Annotated in this window: 15 protein-coding genes; 3 read left to right on the top strand and 12 right to left on the bottom strand. The window is 41.1% G+C overall.

The annotated features are described in order from the left end of the window. Position 1: 1 nt before the first annotated feature. Positions 2-502, top strand: a complete 501-nt coding sequence (locus ACHSBP_RS01055) for a DUF3299 domain-containing protein (protein WP_010562018.1) — start codon at positions 2-4, stop codon at positions 500-502. Positions 503-551: 49 nt separating this feature from the next. Here ACHSBP_RS01055 and mutM read toward each other — a convergent pair whose 3' ends face one another. Then, positions 552-1,361 (bottom strand): bifunctional DNA-formamidopyrimidine glycosylase/DNA-(apurinic or apyrimidinic site) lyase, encoded by an 810-nt coding sequence (mutM, locus tag ACHSBP_RS01050; RefSeq protein WP_010562019.1) that lies wholly within the window; start codon positions 1,359-1,361, stop codon positions 552-554. Between the two features lie 7 nt (positions 1,362-1,368). Further along, entirely contained in the window at positions 1,369-1,830 is a 462-nt protein-coding gene (locus ACHSBP_RS01045) for a hypothetical protein (protein WP_395387969.1), read from the bottom strand. A gap of 166 nt (positions 1,831-1,996) precedes the next feature. Between ACHSBP_RS01045 and ACHSBP_RS01040 the strand changes: the two genes are divergently transcribed. Beyond that, positions 1,997-2,917 (top strand): manganese-dependent inorganic pyrophosphatase, encoded by a 921-nt coding sequence (locus ACHSBP_RS01040; protein WP_010562021.1) that lies wholly within the window; start codon positions 1,997-1,999, stop codon positions 2,915-2,917. A 124-nt stretch (positions 2,918-3,041) separates the two neighbouring features. Then, positions 3,042-5,054 (top strand): diguanylate cyclase, encoded by a 2,013-nt coding sequence (locus ACHSBP_RS01035; protein WP_395387968.1) that lies wholly within the window; start codon positions 3,042-3,044, stop codon positions 5,052-5,054. Positions 5,055-5,301: 247 nt separating this feature from the next. On the opposite strand, the gene rpmG is transcribed toward ACHSBP_RS01035, so the two are convergent. The 10 genes from rpmG to ACHSBP_RS00985 form a co-directional block, all read right to left on the bottom strand. After that, positions 5,302-5,457 carry a 50S ribosomal protein L33 gene (gene rpmG, locus ACHSBP_RS01030; RefSeq protein WP_005493124.1) on the bottom strand — a complete coding sequence of 52 codons (156 nt, stop codon included), beginning with the start codon at positions 5,455-5,457 and terminating at the stop codon, positions 5,302-5,304. 12 nt (positions 5,458-5,469) lie between these two features. Continuing rightward, entirely contained in the window at positions 5,470-5,706 is a 237-nt protein-coding gene (gene rpmB, locus ACHSBP_RS01025; protein WP_010562023.1) for a 50S ribosomal protein L28, read from the bottom strand. A gap of 361 nt (positions 5,707-6,067) precedes the next feature. Continuing rightward, positions 6,068-7,126 (bottom strand): efflux RND transporter periplasmic adaptor subunit, encoded by a 1,059-nt coding sequence (locus ACHSBP_RS01020; RefSeq protein WP_100914124.1) that lies wholly within the window; start codon positions 7,124-7,126, stop codon positions 6,068-6,070. 11 nt (positions 7,127-7,137) lie between these two features. Continuing rightward, entirely contained in the window at positions 7,138-10,260 is a 3,123-nt protein-coding gene (locus ACHSBP_RS01015) for an efflux RND transporter permease subunit (RefSeq protein WP_395387967.1), read from the bottom strand. A 163-nt stretch (positions 10,261-10,423) separates the two neighbouring features. Then, entirely contained in the window at positions 10,424-11,281 is an 858-nt protein-coding gene (locus ACHSBP_RS01010) for a sulfurtransferase (protein ID WP_395387966.1), read from the bottom strand. Then, on the bottom strand, positions 11,281-12,063 hold the full coding sequence (locus ACHSBP_RS01005; RefSeq protein WP_395387965.1) for a YggN family protein: 783 nt from the start codon (positions 12,061-12,063) through the stop codon (positions 11,281-11,283). The genes ACHSBP_RS01010 and ACHSBP_RS01005 overlap by 1 nt, the downstream gene beginning before the upstream one ends. Positions 12,064-12,123: 60 nt before the next feature. Further along, positions 12,124-12,645: a DUF1566 domain-containing protein gene (locus tag ACHSBP_RS01000; protein ID WP_395387964.1), complete on the bottom strand. Its 522-nt coding sequence runs from the start codon at positions 12,643-12,645 to the stop codon at positions 12,124-12,126. A gap of 13 nt (positions 12,646-12,658) precedes the next feature. Continuing rightward, positions 12,659-14,353, bottom strand: a complete 1,695-nt coding sequence (locus ACHSBP_RS00995) for a PKD domain-containing protein (RefSeq protein WP_395387963.1) — start codon at positions 14,351-14,353, stop codon at positions 12,659-12,661. A 112-nt stretch (positions 14,354-14,465) separates the two neighbouring features. Then, on the bottom strand, positions 14,466-14,798 hold the full coding sequence (locus ACHSBP_RS00990) for a hypothetical protein (RefSeq protein WP_010562030.1): 333 nt from the start codon (positions 14,796-14,798) through the stop codon (positions 14,466-14,468). A gap of 75 nt (positions 14,799-14,873) precedes the next feature. Next, a complete protein-coding gene (locus ACHSBP_RS00985; RefSeq protein ID WP_395387962.1) occupies positions 14,874-15,566 on the bottom strand; it encodes a DUF2982 domain-containing protein in 693 nt (230 codons plus the stop codon). Positions 15,567-15,602 lie beyond the last annotated feature (36 nt).

Raw genomic sequence — 15,602 nt, 5'->3', positions numbered from 1 at the left:
TATGAAACAACATTCGCTATTGTTTACTTTCTTCGCCTTAATAACGCTATTAAGTAATCCGCTGTTTGCCAATGGCAAAGCAAAAGAGCTTTACTGGGAAGACCTCATTCCTAAAGGCTATTCTTCATCACCTGTTGAAGGGCAAGCCGCGCACAATGAAAACTCTGAGGCTAATTGGGTGCAACCCGACTTAAATGCGCCTATTGTAAAAGAGCTCAATAATACCATGGTGACATTGCCTGGCTTTGTTGTACCACTTGAGGGTGATGATCAAGTGATCACCGAGTTTTTATTAGTGCCATATTTCGGCGCGTGTATTCATGTGCCACCACCGCCACCAAATCAGATTGTGCACGTAACCTTTAAAGATGGTGTGCCAATTGAAAGCCTGTACGATGCCATTTCTGTTACCGGTAAAATGAAAACCGAAAGCTGGGAAGGCGAACTGGCTAAAGTTGGTTATCGTATTGAAGGTGTAGGCGTTGCGCCATTTGACCTTTAAATACATCTAAACAAAAAAGGCGCTACGGCGCCTTTTTTTTATTTTAACTCTATTTCTGACAATTTTTACAATACACGGTACTGCGTTGTCCTTGGCGAATTTCGATCAGCGACTCTTTACAGGTTACACAAGGCTCGCCTTTACGCCCATACACTAGTAACTTCTGTGCAAAATAGCCTGGCTTGCCATCGGTTTGGGCAAAGTCTTTTAACGTTGTGCCACCCTGTTCGATTGCATCCGCTAATGTTTGTTTAACGATAGGCACTAATTGTTGGTATCGCTTTTTAGAAATTTTACCTGCCGCGCGTTTAGGGTGAATGCCCGCCTTAAATAAAGACTCATTGGCATAAATATTACCCACGCCCACAACTACACTGTTATCCATTAAAAACTGTTTAATCGCAGTTTGCTTTTGTCGTGATTTTTCATACAAATAATCAGCATCAAATTCGTCGGTTAATGGTTCTGGGCCTAATTTTAGTAAGCTGCTATGAACTTCACCCGCTGGTTGCCACAAGCAAGCGCCAAAACGGCGAGGATCATTTAAGCGTAGCACTTTGCCATTTTCGAGTTCTATTTCGATATGATCATGCTTTTTGAGTGGTACAGAATTATCAACCACCCGCAAGTTACCCGACATGCCTAAATGTAAAATAACACTGCCTGTATCCACACTAATCATTAGGTATTTTGCGCGACGGCTAATCTCGCTAATTACTTTGCGTTCAAGCTGATAAACGTCATCTGGTACCGGCCAGCGCAATTGGGTTTGATGAACTCGTACTTGTTTCACCGTTTGGTTTAGCATATGTGGCGTAATGCCTAAACGGCTCACTTCAACTTCTGGTAATTCAGGCATAAAAACTCTAAAACTCCGTGGTAGGAAATAACTGGCTACAAGTTTGTTTATCTAACTTTATGCGACGTGCTTGGTTATCATCAACAAAACAACCATCTAACGTAGCGAAAACATCGAACACTAAACTGCGATCATAGCCAGCAATATAAAGCTCAACACTTGCAAGTGATGAGGCTTGTTCGTTTGTTATTGGAATAATCTCACCACTTGCTTGACGCCAATTTACATCGAACAATTCAACATCAATATTTAACTGCTTATTAGTGCGCCAACTTGTGCCAATTCGCTCAATTTTGAAGTCGCTGTATTGATATGTCAGCACCGCGCTATTGGGTGGCAACAATGATTGAGTCGTCTCATCGTCTGAAGACGAGATAATCTTATGATGCAGCCCATTAAACAAAAAAATCATAATCAACATGGCAAAAATAATGACATTATTCCAGCCTGTTCGCCCAAGCCTAAGCATTTCGATCCTAAACGCGTATATTTTTGTATTACTAAGTCTATATGAAACAAGTACTTTTAGCACCCATTCAGCTAGTGTATAAGTAATACCAAATGAGTAATTTCTGTCGCTGTTAAAAGGCTATTTTTTTGCTAAACTATGCGCCAAAATTTAAGGAGTTCCGTCCATGGCAATGTATGTAGTGGGTCATAAGATCCCTGATTCAGATTCTATCTGCGGTGCAATTGCACTTGCATATTTAAAGAATCAAATTGGTGAAGCAGCAATCGCAACACGTTTAGGCGATGTATCACCTGAAACTCAGTTCATTCTAGACACATTTGGTTTTGAAGCACCTGAGCTTAAAATGAGCTACGCAGGTGAAGAGGTTTACATTGTAGACCACACTGAAAAAACACAAGCACCAGATGACATTGATGAAGCAACGGTTGTTGGTGTTGTTGACCACCACAAACTGGGCGATTTAACAACGTCTACACCACTTGAGTGTTGGATTCGCCCTGTTGGCTGTTCAAACACCATCATCAAGATGATGTATGACTTCTACGGTGTTGAAATTCCAAAGAACATCGCGGGCCTTATGTTAGGTGCAATCCTATCAGACACTGTAATCTTCAAGTCACCAACTTGTACTACTGCTGACATCAAGTGTGTTGAAGTACTTGCTGAAATCGCAGGTATCGAAGACTACAAAGCATTCGGTATGGAAATGTTTAAAGTTAAGTCTGCAGTTGAAGGCACGCCAGCTCGCGACCTCGTTATGCGTGATTTTAAAGACTTCAATATGAACGGTAACCTAGTAGGTATCGGTCAGTTAGAAGTTATCGACCTAGCTGTATTTGACGACATCAAAGCTGATCTTGAAGCTGACATCGCAAAGCTGAAAGAAGAAGGCGGCCGTCACTCTGTATTCTTACTACTTACAGACATCATGAAAGAAGGTTCACAAATGCTTATTGCATCTGATGACGAAGGCATTGTTGAGCGTGCTTACGGTGTTGCACCTGAGCAAAGCCGCGTTTGGCTAGATGGCGTACTAAGCCGCAAGAAGCAAGTAGTACCACCACTACAAGATGCATTTGCTTAATTAAGCTTAGTAACAAAAAGGCGCGTTTAGCGCCTTTTTTAATGCTTAAGATAAAGCGCCATTTCGCTATGCAAGCCTTCAATTAAGCTCTATGCTTATATAAATTTAACAAGTTAAGTTTGCGATGCCAAAAATAATATTTTTGTTTTGTGTTTTATTTACTGTTGCGCTTGATGCGACAGAACAAGAAACACAGCAAGATATTAGCGCACACATTCAAAAGCAAAATAACTTAACATTCTCAAATTACGAAGATCGTATTGAACAGCTTTCGCTGAAACACAATCAAGACAACCTTGAGATGCTGGCTGCGCTGAATCAGTTTAATGAACAAAATCCAACAAATAATTTAAACGATCTCGCCTACTTATTAAGTTACCGCTGCTATCTGGAATTGGTGAATAACCAACAAGATGCCTACCAACAAACAGAACAAAGTTTACTAGCACTGACTATCAGCTCAGCCTCAGACCCCGCTATTTCTGCAGCAACCAGCTTTTGTAAATCTTGGCGCTATTATTTTGAAAAAGATGCTAAGCAATACGATCTCTACATTGAGCAATCATTTAACTATGCACTGAATGCACAAACACCTGTGCTTAAATACTGGATTGCTATTAGCTTTGCCATGATGGCGCAAGATACAGGCAGGCACTCGGCGGCAATTGAGGCAGCAAAATTGGCAATGACCATTGCTAACGTGAATAAAGACAATTACCGAGAAGCCACCAGTAGAGCCATTATCGCAATCTCAGAAGCAGAACTAGGTTTTTTTGACGACGCACTGATAAATAACCAATGGGCGATTGATTGGTATAAAAGTGTAGACCAACAAAATGCCATTTTAGGTCTGTATCAAAACAGAGGGTTTATTCTGAATAGCCAAGGTAATACAGCTCAAGCAAAAGCCATTTACCTAAATGCTATTGAACAGGCTAAAAAACTTGAAAACCAAGATGCAATTCACGAAATTTACAGCAATTTAGCTGCAATTGCCTTTACTGAAGGCGAACTTGTGCTTTCAAATGACTACGCAAAAAAGACGCTGCAATATGCACAACAAAGTGACTATCAAACCCTCGCTGCGCACGCCTACTCTATTATGGCGATTAATAATGTTTATTTAAATCAGCTCGATCTAGCTCAAAAGTACTTCGATAAAGGCAATAGCTATTTTGAAGAGTATAAAATGATTAGCTTGTTGGCAGATAACTATAAATCTTGGTCGGAAGCGATGGCCAGCATTGAAAATTTTGAAGCGGCATATAAAGCACAGTTACGCTACAAAGAACTGAGCGATAAGATATTTAACACCGAACGCGAGAGCCGTATGCTACGTATTAAAGAGCTTTACGAGGTGGCACAAAAAGATCAAGAAATTGAGCAGTTAGCGTTTGATAATCAGCGCAAAAATACTGAAATTGAAAACAAGTCATTGCAAAAACGAATATGGGTATTAAGTGCTGTTATCACTTTATTGGCCTTTATTATTTTGTCGTTTTTTTATCGCAAGCTAAATACATCCAATAAAAAACTAACCAAACACAATACTAAACTCAATGAAGAACGCTTTATCGATCCACTTACCGAAGGTTTAAACCGTCGCTTTTTTGAAGTACAGCAGCGCGAGCGCATGCTGAATGTGCCTGAAGTTAGCTTTAGCTTATTCGCCCTTGATATTGATCATTTTAAATCGCTCAACGATACCTATGGCCACGCCTGTGGCGACCAGGTACTAAAACAATTTTGCCAGCGCATTCGGCAATCAATTCGCCAGCAAGATAATCTGATTCGCATGGGTGGTGAAGAGTTTTTACTGGTGATTGAAAATAGCAACCTAGAAGCTGATGCTCAACTTATCAAAAAATTACTCACTATTACTAATTCAGAACCCATTACATTTGAACTGCATCGCGTGTCAATTTCTGTATCGATTGGCGCTGCTTCCAACGTCAATATTTATGATGAGACAACATTAGACTTTGCCCTAGAACTTGCAGATCAAGCGTTATACAAAGCAAAGCTAGCGGGACGAAATCAAGGTGAACTATTAGATTTGTATCAAATCAACCTAGCAAGTGTGATTAATAGCTACGATATGATTGTTAGTAAGACGGTTACCAGTCGCACACAATAATAAAAAGTGAGCTGAAAACAGTAATCTTACACCTCAAGCAACGTTTAAGTTAAATACTTGATGATGCCAATTCCCCATTAGACCACTAAACAGCAAAACTTTTCCTGTAATTAACGCAGCTTTACAACGTTAAAATAAAACACTTACTTAAGCGAGTAGGTATTATTAAATTAAGCTGACTTAAAATTCAGGCAATAAAAAACCCGAGATAAACTCAGGTTTTTTTAATTCTTTCAGCAAATCACAATTACTTGATTTTTGCTTCTTTGAAAATCACGTGTTTACGTACTTTTGGATCGTACTTTTTGATTTCCATTTTTTCAGGCATGTTACGCTTGTTTTTGTCGGTAGTGTAGAAATAACCAGTACCAGCAGTAGAAACTAAACGAATCTTATCACGCATGACTCAAGCTCCTTATACTTTTTCGCCGCGAGCACGGATATCAACTAATACCGCGTCGATGCCTTTCTTATCGATAATACGCATACCTTTAGTAGTAGTACGTAATGTAACGAAACGCTTTTCGCTTTCAACCCAAAAACGGTGAGTTTGTAGGTTAGGTAAAAAACGACGCTTAGTCGCATTGCGAGCGTGTGAACGGTGGTTACCTACCGCTGGACGCTTACCTGTAACTTGACAGACTTTAGACATGTCTATTTATCTCCAATAACTTCGCTCGAGCTAAATCATTTCTTCCGAGGTTTGTGTACGTTTCTGCCCCGGAATTAATCAAAGGGCGCTCTTTATACAGCAAATACAGGCTAAGATCAAGAAACCCGATCTTTAGTTCAGCTCATGTGTAAATTTTATAGCGGCTAATTATAGTGATCTCTTGCCCCGAGGGAAAGTAAAACTTACTTTTATTTTCACTATTTCCGCGAATTAAGCAAAACAGCCTGTTTTTTCGAGTTTTCTTTTTACAAACAGAACTAAATTAGCCTACTAATTTCGTAAGTAAAGGCACAAAGTAACAATAAATTTTCTCACTTTGTGTCAAAATTTTTAATTAAGCTTACTCTTGCACTAACACTTCTTGTCCTGATGTGAGTCTTTCAGCGCCTCTGGTGGCAACTTTATCGCCTAGTTTTAATTGCTCCAATGTTACAGGACGCACTTCAACTTTACTGCCTTGTCCTTGGCCAACTTCCACGGCAACTTGTTGTGCTTTATTGTCATCTTGTATTTTTACAACATGAACGCCTGCTTTTCGTAAAATAAGCGCATCACGTTCAACTAATAAGCTTGGTTGTGTTTTTTCAATATTAAAATCAACATCAACAAGTTGGCCACTGGCCCAACTCATTTTATTGTTTGTGAGCAGCTTAGCGCGCACTTCAAATGTCTGCGAGCGCGAATCTGTGGCTGGAATAACCGCGCTTACCCTTGCCTTACCGGTTTGCAAATTATCAAAGCTGCCACTGCTTAAGCTAACGTTTTGACCAACCGCTGCATATGCCAAGTACTTTACCGGCGCATAAAAACGTACTTCCAAATTGTTGATATCAATAAAATGCACCAACTTATCGGCACGGCTCGCATCACTGCCCGCTAATAAAAAGCGTTTGCTGACTATACCGTCAAATGGTGCAACCACTGTTGCTCGTGCCATTCTGTCTTCAATTTGTTTCAGCTTCACTTTTGCCAGTTCAATATCGGTGAGAGCTAAGTCATGCTGACTTTGTACTAAATCAACTTGGTTTGCCGCTGCACTGCTGGTCTTAGCTAATTTTTTAAGCCGTTCAAGCTCTTGGCGTTGATAAGTTAAATTAACTTCAGCACGCTTAATCATAATGCGCTGCTCTGCCGCTTCTAATTCAAGCGGTAGCATTTCAATTCGCGCTATCACATCACCTTGCTTTATCATGACGCCTGGCTCTGCAACAAAACTAAGCTTTCCCGCTGTGCCAACGGTTAAATCAACATCGCCTTTACCTCTTAAAGTGCCGTTCAAAGCCACGGTTTGAACAAGTGGCGCTTGTTCAACCAATTTAACCGCAACTGTTGGTAATGCATATAAAGGTGCAACCAACAGCGATGAAGCAACTAACAGCGTATTTAATGGTTTATTCATCTTGGTATCCCCTACTTATTAGCAACCAGATCTAATTGTGTTTTATCGTTTTTAGTATTTGCTTGTGTTAATTGCGGTGGCGTTTGTTTACCTAGTAGCAATAAACTTGGCATTAAAATTAAGGTAAACATGGCACTAATTGCCATACCGCCGACAATTACAGTCGCCAGTCCACGATAAATTTCCGAGCCAACCCCCGGCATTATCATCAGTGGCAACATGCCAAATAAACTGGTTAAGGTACTTAAATAAACCGGTCTTGCACGAATAAGTACTGCATTTTCAACCGCTTCACGGCGTGATAAACCATCGCGTTCGCCTTGGCGAGTTTGATCTACTAATAAAATCGCATTGTTCACAACCAGCCCGAGTAAAATAATAAAGCCAATCATAGTAAGTAAATCGAGTGACTGAAAACTCACAACGTTAAGTGCCGCTAGCGCCAATATGCCGCCCGCTACGGCCAGAGGCATAACTAACAATACCAACAGGCTATCGCGAGCCGATTTAAACAGCGCCGTCATCAATAAAAATAAAATAAATAGCGCAAGCACAAAGTTGTAGGCCATTTCTTCAATCGCTGAATTCATTTTTTGCGCATTACCCGCCAAAATTGCGTTTGCTGAGCGAGGTAAATTTTCACGCACAACGGGCATCACTTGTTCAGTAAGTATTTTTTGCGCCTGCTGTAAACTCATATCATTTGGCGGTGTAATTTGAATACTAACAGTACGGTAGCCATTTACACGGCGTAATTGAGATGGTCCAACGGTTCGCTCAATAGTGGCTAGCTCACCCAGCGTTTGCGCACCTGCCAATGGTGTTGTGATAGGTAAACTCGCTAGCTCTTCGGGGCTTTGCCATGGATTAGCACGTAAAATCACGTTCATGCGTTCGTTACCGTCAAAGTATTCGCTAATAAACAAACCGCTGGTAAAGGCTTGCACCGCACTTGCAACGTCACGGCGTGTTAAACCCGCTTGCGTAATGCGTCTATCATTTGGTGTGAGTCGCAATTCAGGCTCTGCCATATTAAGAGAGGGTTGCGGCTGCGCCATTGCCTCAGGCATAGCTTTTTTTACTTCAGCCAATGCTAGTTGCGCAGTAGACATCAATTGCTCCATATCAGAGCCCTGCAAGTCGATACTTAAAGTACGACCGTTGCCTCCATTTGCCACTTGGATCATCGAGCCTCTAAATAAAAAGACTTGGGTATCGGGCAGCTCTGCAAATATTTCCTCGCGAGCAACTTGCATTAGCTCTTCTACACGCTGAGCATCGGCAGAGTAAATAAAGCCACCCGCATTTGAACCAAACACATAGAAATTAAAATCTTTGATTGCAGGTGATTTCTCACCTAAGTAATAAGGCATTAAGCGTTGTTTTACTTTCTCGGCCAGTTCCTCTTCCATGTAGTCAATATTGGCACCGGCTGGTGTAACTAAACTATAAAAGAAACCATCAGTTGGTGCGCGCGGCATAAAGTCAGTTTGCGGCACTAAGGTATATGTCACTATTACTGCGCCACCTAACAATCCGACCACCCAAGAAACTTGCTTAGTACGCGTGCTAGTGAGTCGCATAATTAAGTTGGTTAAACGACGCCAGTAGGCATGAAATTGATCGTCGTTATTTTCATTGCTCAATAAATATTTACTGGCAATAGGAATAATACTGATAGCACTAATTAATGAGGCAATTACCGCAATAGAAAGCGTTAACGCTAAATCTGAAAAGAGCTGACCTTCAATACCCGCCATAAATAAAATCGGTAGGAAAATCGCTACGCTGGTCGCAGTTGAGGCAAATAACGCACCACTTACTTGCACCGCGCCTTTTAACACGGCTTGCTTTCGTGCCATGCCTGTTTGCATTAATCGCGTGATATTTTCTTGCACAATAATCGCAGCATCAAGCACTAAACCTACAGCAAACGCCAATCCTGCCAACGACACCACATTTAAACTGCGGTTGAAAATACTTAGCGCTAAAAAGGCCACCATTAACGACACCGGAATTGTCGATGCGATAATTAACGTTGTACGCCAACCTCTGAAAAACAACCACAAAATACCGCAGGCCAACAGTACACCTAAGCCTAGGTTACTTTTTACCAACTGTAATGCGTTACGAATATGCACAGATGCATCGTAACTTAATTCAATCGCTAAGCCTTCTTGAGCTAGTATACCTTCGTTTAATTCTTTAATTGTGGCATTCAGTTCATCAAGTACCGCAACAGTATTAGATTCATTGGCACGGGTAAGGGTGATGTAATACGCAGGTTTACCATTTCGTTGTGACATTGCACGGCGGTCTGTTACGGTATTCTCAATTTTAGCTACATCGCCTAAGAAAATAGCACGCTCACCTGAATAGCCAATGCGCATCTGCGCCATATTATCTAAATCATATTGTCCAGTGAAACGGACGGTATATTGGCGACGTCCAACATCGGCAATACCACCTGAAGTATCGGTAGAAGAAGCAAGTGTTTGGCTAATTTGATTTAAGCTAATGCCTAGCGCGGCCGCTTTATGGGGGTCAAAAGTAACACGCAGCTCACGTGGTCTTTCACTCGCTAAGTTAACAAAGGCAACTCCAGGGATTTTAGCCAAACGCGGTTGAATTAATTCATCAATTTGTTTTTGATAACGTGCCATATCAAGCTGGCCACTACTTTCAGTAGGTACCACCAACAACGTTGCTGCGGTTGGCCCACCGGAGCCAGGGCCTGCATTACCACCTGCCGTAACAATTGGGTCCATTGCATCTAAAGGCAGAGGCGGAGCTTGGTTTAAGCTGTTTAGCACATTTAGCATCGCCTCTTGCATATCGCTGCCAACAGCAAAGGTTAAATTAATAAAACCCTGCCCCTGGTTAATTTGCGTATTTACCTCAAGCGCACCAGGCGTGTTTTTTACCGCATTTTCTAACGGCTCTATGATCACTGATTCGATTTCTTCTGGGGCAGCTTGGCGCCAACCTGAAATAATCGTGATTTGTGGTTGCTCGATGTCGGGGGTTAATTGGATAGGTAGTTTAAAGATACTAATTGTACCAAACAGCATAATTAGCACTAAAATCACCAGCACGCTGGCTGGGTTTTTTAAGGAACTTCTTGTGATATTCATAATGATAATACAGGGGTATAACTAGGTGTAGTCTAGTTGTTTGTGTCATCATTGCTAGTTGTAAATTGTGTGTAAATATTTCGAAAAGTTGAACACACAAAGAACCAAGATAAATGACATAGAAACAAACTAAATCATCTAAAAGTTCGTTTTATTATATGATTTAGTTTGACACAGTATCGATTGGTAACAGCTTATCTTTACCCCATTCGCTCCAACTGCCATCGTACACTTTCACATTTTCAAACCCCGCAACCTCGGCGGCTAATGCCAAAATACACGCGGTTACACCTGAACCGCAACTAAATATAAATTCTTTAGGTGCGGGAACAAGTTCGTTAAAAATTTGTTTGAGCGCAGCTTTATCTAACAACTCACCTTGTTCGAGCAAGCTGGCGTAATGTAAGTTAAGCGAGTTTGGAATATGGCCACTGCGCATCCCTTCACGCGGTTCTGCTTCTTGTCCACTAAAACGTCCATAACCTCTCGCATCAACAATTTGAATATCGTTATTGTTAATTGTATTCAATACATAGTGCTTATCAACAAATAGCTGCTTATCTTGCTGAACTTTAAAATTACCTTTCACTGTTGGTATCGCGTAACTTTCAACAACATCAAAACCCTGTTGCTGCCATGCAGGTAAGCCGCCACGTAAAATAGCAACATTATCAAAGCCCATAGTTTTAAACATAAACCAAGCGCGCGCTGCAGAGAACAAACCTTGTTTATCGTATACAACCAAATGCGAATCTTGATTAATTCCTAACTGCTGTATGTTATCTTCAAAAACGTGCGCACTCGGCATGGTATTGGGCGATGATGCGGTTACATCTACAATATCTTTACTAAAGTCGAAACGTATTGCGCCTGGGATCACGCCACAGCTTTGATCTTTTGATTTATTTACCGGGTTATCCATACTGGCATCAAGAACAACTAAGTTAGTGTCATCAAGGTGTTGCTTTAACCAAGTACAATCCACTTGAAAATCCGTTTTATTAAATACTGAATTAGTCATTACAAACTCAATCCTTTTACTTGTACTAAATCAAAATCAGCAAGTTCTGGTACTAGCTGCTGTAGTTTGTCTTCAGTCTCATTTAAGGTGCGTAAACAGCCGCAATATTGATTCGCTTTTTGTTCAAGCTGCACAACTTTCTTTTGTAATGACTTATCTATTTCGCTGGCGATAATATCAATACGCTCACCCATGCCTGTGATTTTCTGCTCGATATTGCCTTCATTTGACTCAAATGCATCGCCAAGCGCAACTAAAATAGCGCCGAGAGAACCATGCACAGCAGAGTGAATTTTTTGACTGATTTCTTTTTCAAAAAAATCATCTAATTTAGAAAGGGATTGGGGTGCGATATAGAAAAAGTCGTCGCCCGCTTTAAACTTATCTTTTAGGGCAATTTCAACGTACTTTAGTTGGTCTTTTAATACTTCTGGCTCTTTATCAGTAAAGCCTGTAACCACTTGTTCAATTGCTGACAAGCCTAAATTAACACCGTCGGTAGCAAGTTTAACCAGTTCAGGTACGGTACTGCGCAACCCTTTGCTGTATTCTTTTAAAACTTGCATCTCTTCATCGTTAAGCTCAACCCAACGGCCGCGAATAAACAACTGAGTGTCGTTATTTATCTGCACATTGGTTTGCCCTTTATCGACAATGCGAATGACATCATCGGTAATAATTAAGCCATGTCCGAGCTCAACATCACATAATTCATCAGCCAACGATACATTTGAAAACAGTAAGCTTGTAATCAAAAAGACCCAAAATCGCACCAACTTCATAACAATTCTACCCCAAAGATAACCCAACAAGATTATCAAACTAACGAGGTAGATACCAAATCATTTCGCATAGCGCATTAAACGCAAGTGCACATCTGAAGTTTTGCTTCTTAGGTTTGTTTTACCGCTATAAAAGGCAACGGCCCATGCTTGAGTAATACTGCCAACACCGCTTGTATTGGTCCAATAGTTTTGCGCCAATGTTGCTGGGAATACAACGTTATTAATTGCCGCATCAACGCACTGGCGTTCAACAAGTGAACTTAACTCTTTAACATTCGGCAACTGCCAATCGTCAAAGCCAGCATATTGATAATCTGCTGCAACTAGCAAGGCTTGTTGCCAAGTTAACTGCTCAGTGCCACCGGTGCAGGTGCTATTAGTCGCATCCCACGATTGACCAATACTACAACGCATCCACATCAGCCCAGTTAAATTATCAACCGCGGTGCCATCTGCATTTACCGTAAATTGCGCTGTTGGTGACGTGCTAGGAATATTACCAACACATACTTGCGCATTAGCAGAGCATGCAAAGATAGTTGTAGTCACAATAATCGAGAATTTACTAAAAATACGCATAGTACCCTCTTTATTAATCATCATTACTGGTGTCTCGCACTAAACGTATGTAGCCAAGGTTTTGTTTAGGATAACCAATGTCTTTACCTGAAAACATATCAATCGCCCAAGCAAATGCGCTTTGTCCACCTTCAGCGCTGGTTTGCATTGTCCAATACGGAAGTACGCCATCAATTGCGAGTGTTGCCGAGTGCGGGAAAAAATCAGAGATCAGCACACTGCCCGAGCCCTGCTGACCGAAATGCAGTAGCGAGCTTAGCTCACTATGGGTTGGCACTCGCCAATTATTACCGCCACAATAATTAATCTCATTAACCTCAGTTACATACTGATCAAGACCACAATTAACCGTACTTGGGCAAGAAACTTGTGCGGGCGCCTCTACCCCAGCAAAACCACCATTATTAACCGTTGTTAAATACCAACTATAAGTATTTTGTGCCTCGCGCAGTTGCGTATTAGGCAATGTGCCACTACTGGGCTGCTTAACTTCCCAAATTAGTCCTGAAATATTATCTCTTACACAGCTAAAATTAATGGCATTGTCTGGCAACTCTCCGGCAAACTGATCAAGCTTGGTGAAATCAAATGCCTCAGGGCCGCTGCCAACCTTATCAAGTAAACCAGCATGAATGTCGCGGCCAAGTGCTGCGTCCTGCATTGGGAATTCAGTTGAAACACAGTTAATTAACTCTTTACTGTTATCAAAGCAGCGATTCATACCACTGTCATTAATTAAACCGAGAGCTTTTGGCTCTGCAAGTACCTGTGTTTGTGCACTGTCAGAGCGATTGGCGTTATCCGTTACCGTTAGCTCAAATATAAGGCTTTCAGGGGCATCAACATCTGGCACTATAAATTGAGTTTTGCACACATCGCTATTATCGAGTGTAACTGTTACACCTGATTGCTGTACCCAATTGCAGCGAAAACTGCCGTCAACACTGGTTGAAGCGCTTGCATCTAAGGTAACAGTGGAAAATTCTTGCGCGCTTTGGTTTGCGCCGGCATTGGCAAAAATTAGCTGATTACTTTTTTGTAAGGTTAGCGCTAACTCGTTAGATTGCTGACCACCTTCATCGTCAGTGATGGTTAAACTAAACGTTACCTCGTCATTTTGTTCAAGCAATGGGTGTGTAAATGTTAAATCAGCAGATGATTTATCGGCAATGGTAATTGCCGTTCCTGCAACTTGTTGCCACAAATAACTGACTAATTGACCATTTTCATCTGGATCAAATGAGCTACTGCTAGACAACACAATAGTATCGCCATATTGCGACGGTAAGCTTGTTGGCGCAGTTTGCTTAATTGAAACAACGGGTAATAAATTAACTGAGTTAATCGACACCACCAAGTTATCGCTTACCGTACGGTTATCTGGGGCAACATATTCAACCGATAACTCAATTGTTTGATCTTGTTTTACATCGGGCGCGACAATTTCTTGCTTGGCTCCCTCAAGTGGAAACCCTTCTATTTGCGGCCCACTTAACTGTCGCCAAGTAAACGTCCCACCTTCTGGGCTTGCGACCGCGTTAACTGAAAACGTGAGCTTTTCATCGAGTGCAATATCACTTCCGGCATTAACAGACAAAGGCGCACTGGTATTGTCATCGTTCGATGAACCTGAGCCGCCACCACACCCCAGTACTAACACTGCACTTAAGCAAGTGAGCAACACGGAACGCTGTTTTCCTATGGTCATAAATAACACCTAATCAAAAGTCGTTTTCTAAAATATAAAAATTTAATGCAAAAAAGCAGCCATAATTTTTCAACTATGACTGCTTTTTTAGAAATAAAATAATTGTTCTGAGCTACATATAACTTTCTTGATGAACACGCACAAACAGTTTTGTACCAACTTTTGAGTAATCAACTTTATACTCTCGGCCATCCAGTGCTTGTAAAAAAAGAAGTTGTTTCTCTTCACCAAATACATCAGGTGAGCCTATTTGCACGACCTCTAAATAGCGCTCTTTGGCTTCTCTGCGGTTTCGCGGCAGGCTTTCTTTAAAAGGCTGTAAACCAAAAGCAGTCACTCTAATTTTAGGATGGTTATCCCCATTAACAATCACTAAATCAAACTTTTTTTCTTTATGAATTATGGTGTTGCGACCACTTTTTACATATGCTCTTTCAACTGTCATAGTCAGCCTTTCCGATTTACGCAACGTGAAACTCTGAGAGTTTTCATTCAAAAATTTGCGCTTATAACTATCTTTCTACTTGATGTTACTATATTTTTCTATCGTTTTCTCGGGATCTCGCAACCAGTGTTGCAATAAATTCACAAATTCATCTGCTGGGCGATCAAAGTAATTATAGGATATCAAAAAATGATAGCCATAAAGCTCGTTAAAATGCTCAAGACGATGGCTCATCATGGCGAGTAAACCATTGGATTCAAACTTATCTTGATACTGATTAGCCTCAATTAGCCAATCATCCGGCACATTACCCAACGGCCACTTAACTTTAATGCCTGCAATTAACCAGTTGCGCTGCTCCATAATTAGCTTAAGTGCCAACCTTGGTGGCATACGTTTAATTAATGGCGCAATCGATTTAAGCCGTAATCCCAAGCATGAAAGTTCAATAAACTGGTCATCGTTTGCAATACTTACTTGCCCCACTTCCTCGATATTATCGCGAGAAATACGTACTTTGCCGTAGCGATGATAAAACACTAAACCATTGTTGCTCAATACTAAATTATAGCGTGGTTCTGATAATTTAAAATATCCGATAAACATTGCACACAAGGCGCCAATCACTACCGCCACATCAAAAATAGAGATGGGTTCGGGCTTTAATTTAACGAACAATAATACCAGCACTAAAACAATACTACCGGCCACCAAAAACTCGCCACCGTGCTTATGCGCCGACGCAGCTATTTTTAAACGTTTTGCCATTAGCCCCACACACTAAAATATAAACATGCCATTAAA

Origin of the sequence: Pseudoalteromonas sp. XMcav1-K (genome assembly GCF_044005875.1) — a bacterium.
GTDB lineage: Bacteria > Pseudomonadota > Gammaproteobacteria > Enterobacterales > Alteromonadaceae > Pseudoalteromonas > Pseudoalteromonas spongiae.
Note: the sequence above shows the minus strand (reverse complement) of the source record. Positions and strands in the feature narration are given on the sequence as shown.

Coding starts and splice junctions, on each gene's coding strand:
- rpmB (WP_010562023.1), bottom strand. CDS start 5,706: ATGTCTAAAGTCTGTCAAGTTACAGGTAAGCGTCCAGCGGTAGGTAAC.
- ACHSBP_RS01015 (WP_395387967.1), bottom strand. CDS start 10,260: ATGAATATCACAAGAAGTTCCTTAAAAAACCCAGCCAGCGTGCTGGTG.
- ACHSBP_RS01010 (WP_395387966.1), bottom strand. CDS start 11,281: ATGACTAATTCAGTATTTAATAAAACGGATTTTCAAGTGGATTGTACT.
- ACHSBP_RS01055 (WP_010562018.1), top strand. CDS start 2: ATGAAACAACATTCGCTATTGTTTACTTTCTTCGCCTTAATAACGCTA.
- ACHSBP_RS01005 (WP_395387965.1), bottom strand. CDS start 12,063: ATGAAGTTGGTGCGATTTTGGGTCTTTTTGATTACAAGCTTACTGTTT.
- mutM (WP_010562019.1), bottom strand. CDS start 1,361: ATGCCTGAATTACCAGAAGTTGAAGTGAGCCGTTTAGGCATTACGCCA.
- ACHSBP_RS01020 (WP_100914124.1), bottom strand. CDS start 7,126: ATGAATAAACCATTAAATACGCTGTTAGTTGCTTCATCGCTGTTGGTT.
- ACHSBP_RS01000 (WP_395387964.1), bottom strand. CDS start 12,645: ATGCGTATTTTTAGTAAATTCTCGATTATTGTGACTACAACTATCTTT.
- ACHSBP_RS01035 (WP_395387968.1), top strand. CDS start 3,042: ATGCCAAAAATAATATTTTTGTTTTGTGTTTTATTTACTGTTGCGCTT.
- ACHSBP_RS01045 (WP_395387969.1), bottom strand. CDS start 1,830: ATGCTTAGGCTTGGGCGAACAGGCTGGAATAATGTCATTATTTTTGCC.
- ACHSBP_RS01040 (WP_010562021.1), top strand. CDS start 1,997: ATGGCAATGTATGTAGTGGGTCATAAGATCCCTGATTCAGATTCTATC.
- ACHSBP_RS00995 (WP_395387963.1), bottom strand. CDS start 14,353: ATGACCATAGGAAAACAGCGTTCCGTGTTGCTCACTTGCTTAAGTGCA.
- ACHSBP_RS00990 (WP_010562030.1), bottom strand. CDS start 14,798: ATGACAGTTGAAAGAGCATATGTAAAAAGTGGTCGCAACACCATAATT.
- rpmG (WP_005493124.1), bottom strand. CDS start 5,457: ATGCGTGATAAGATTCGTTTAGTTTCTACTGCTGGTACTGGTTATTTC.
- ACHSBP_RS00985 (WP_395387962.1), bottom strand. CDS start 15,566: ATGGCAAAACGTTTAAAAATAGCTGCGTCGGCGCATAAGCACGGTGGC.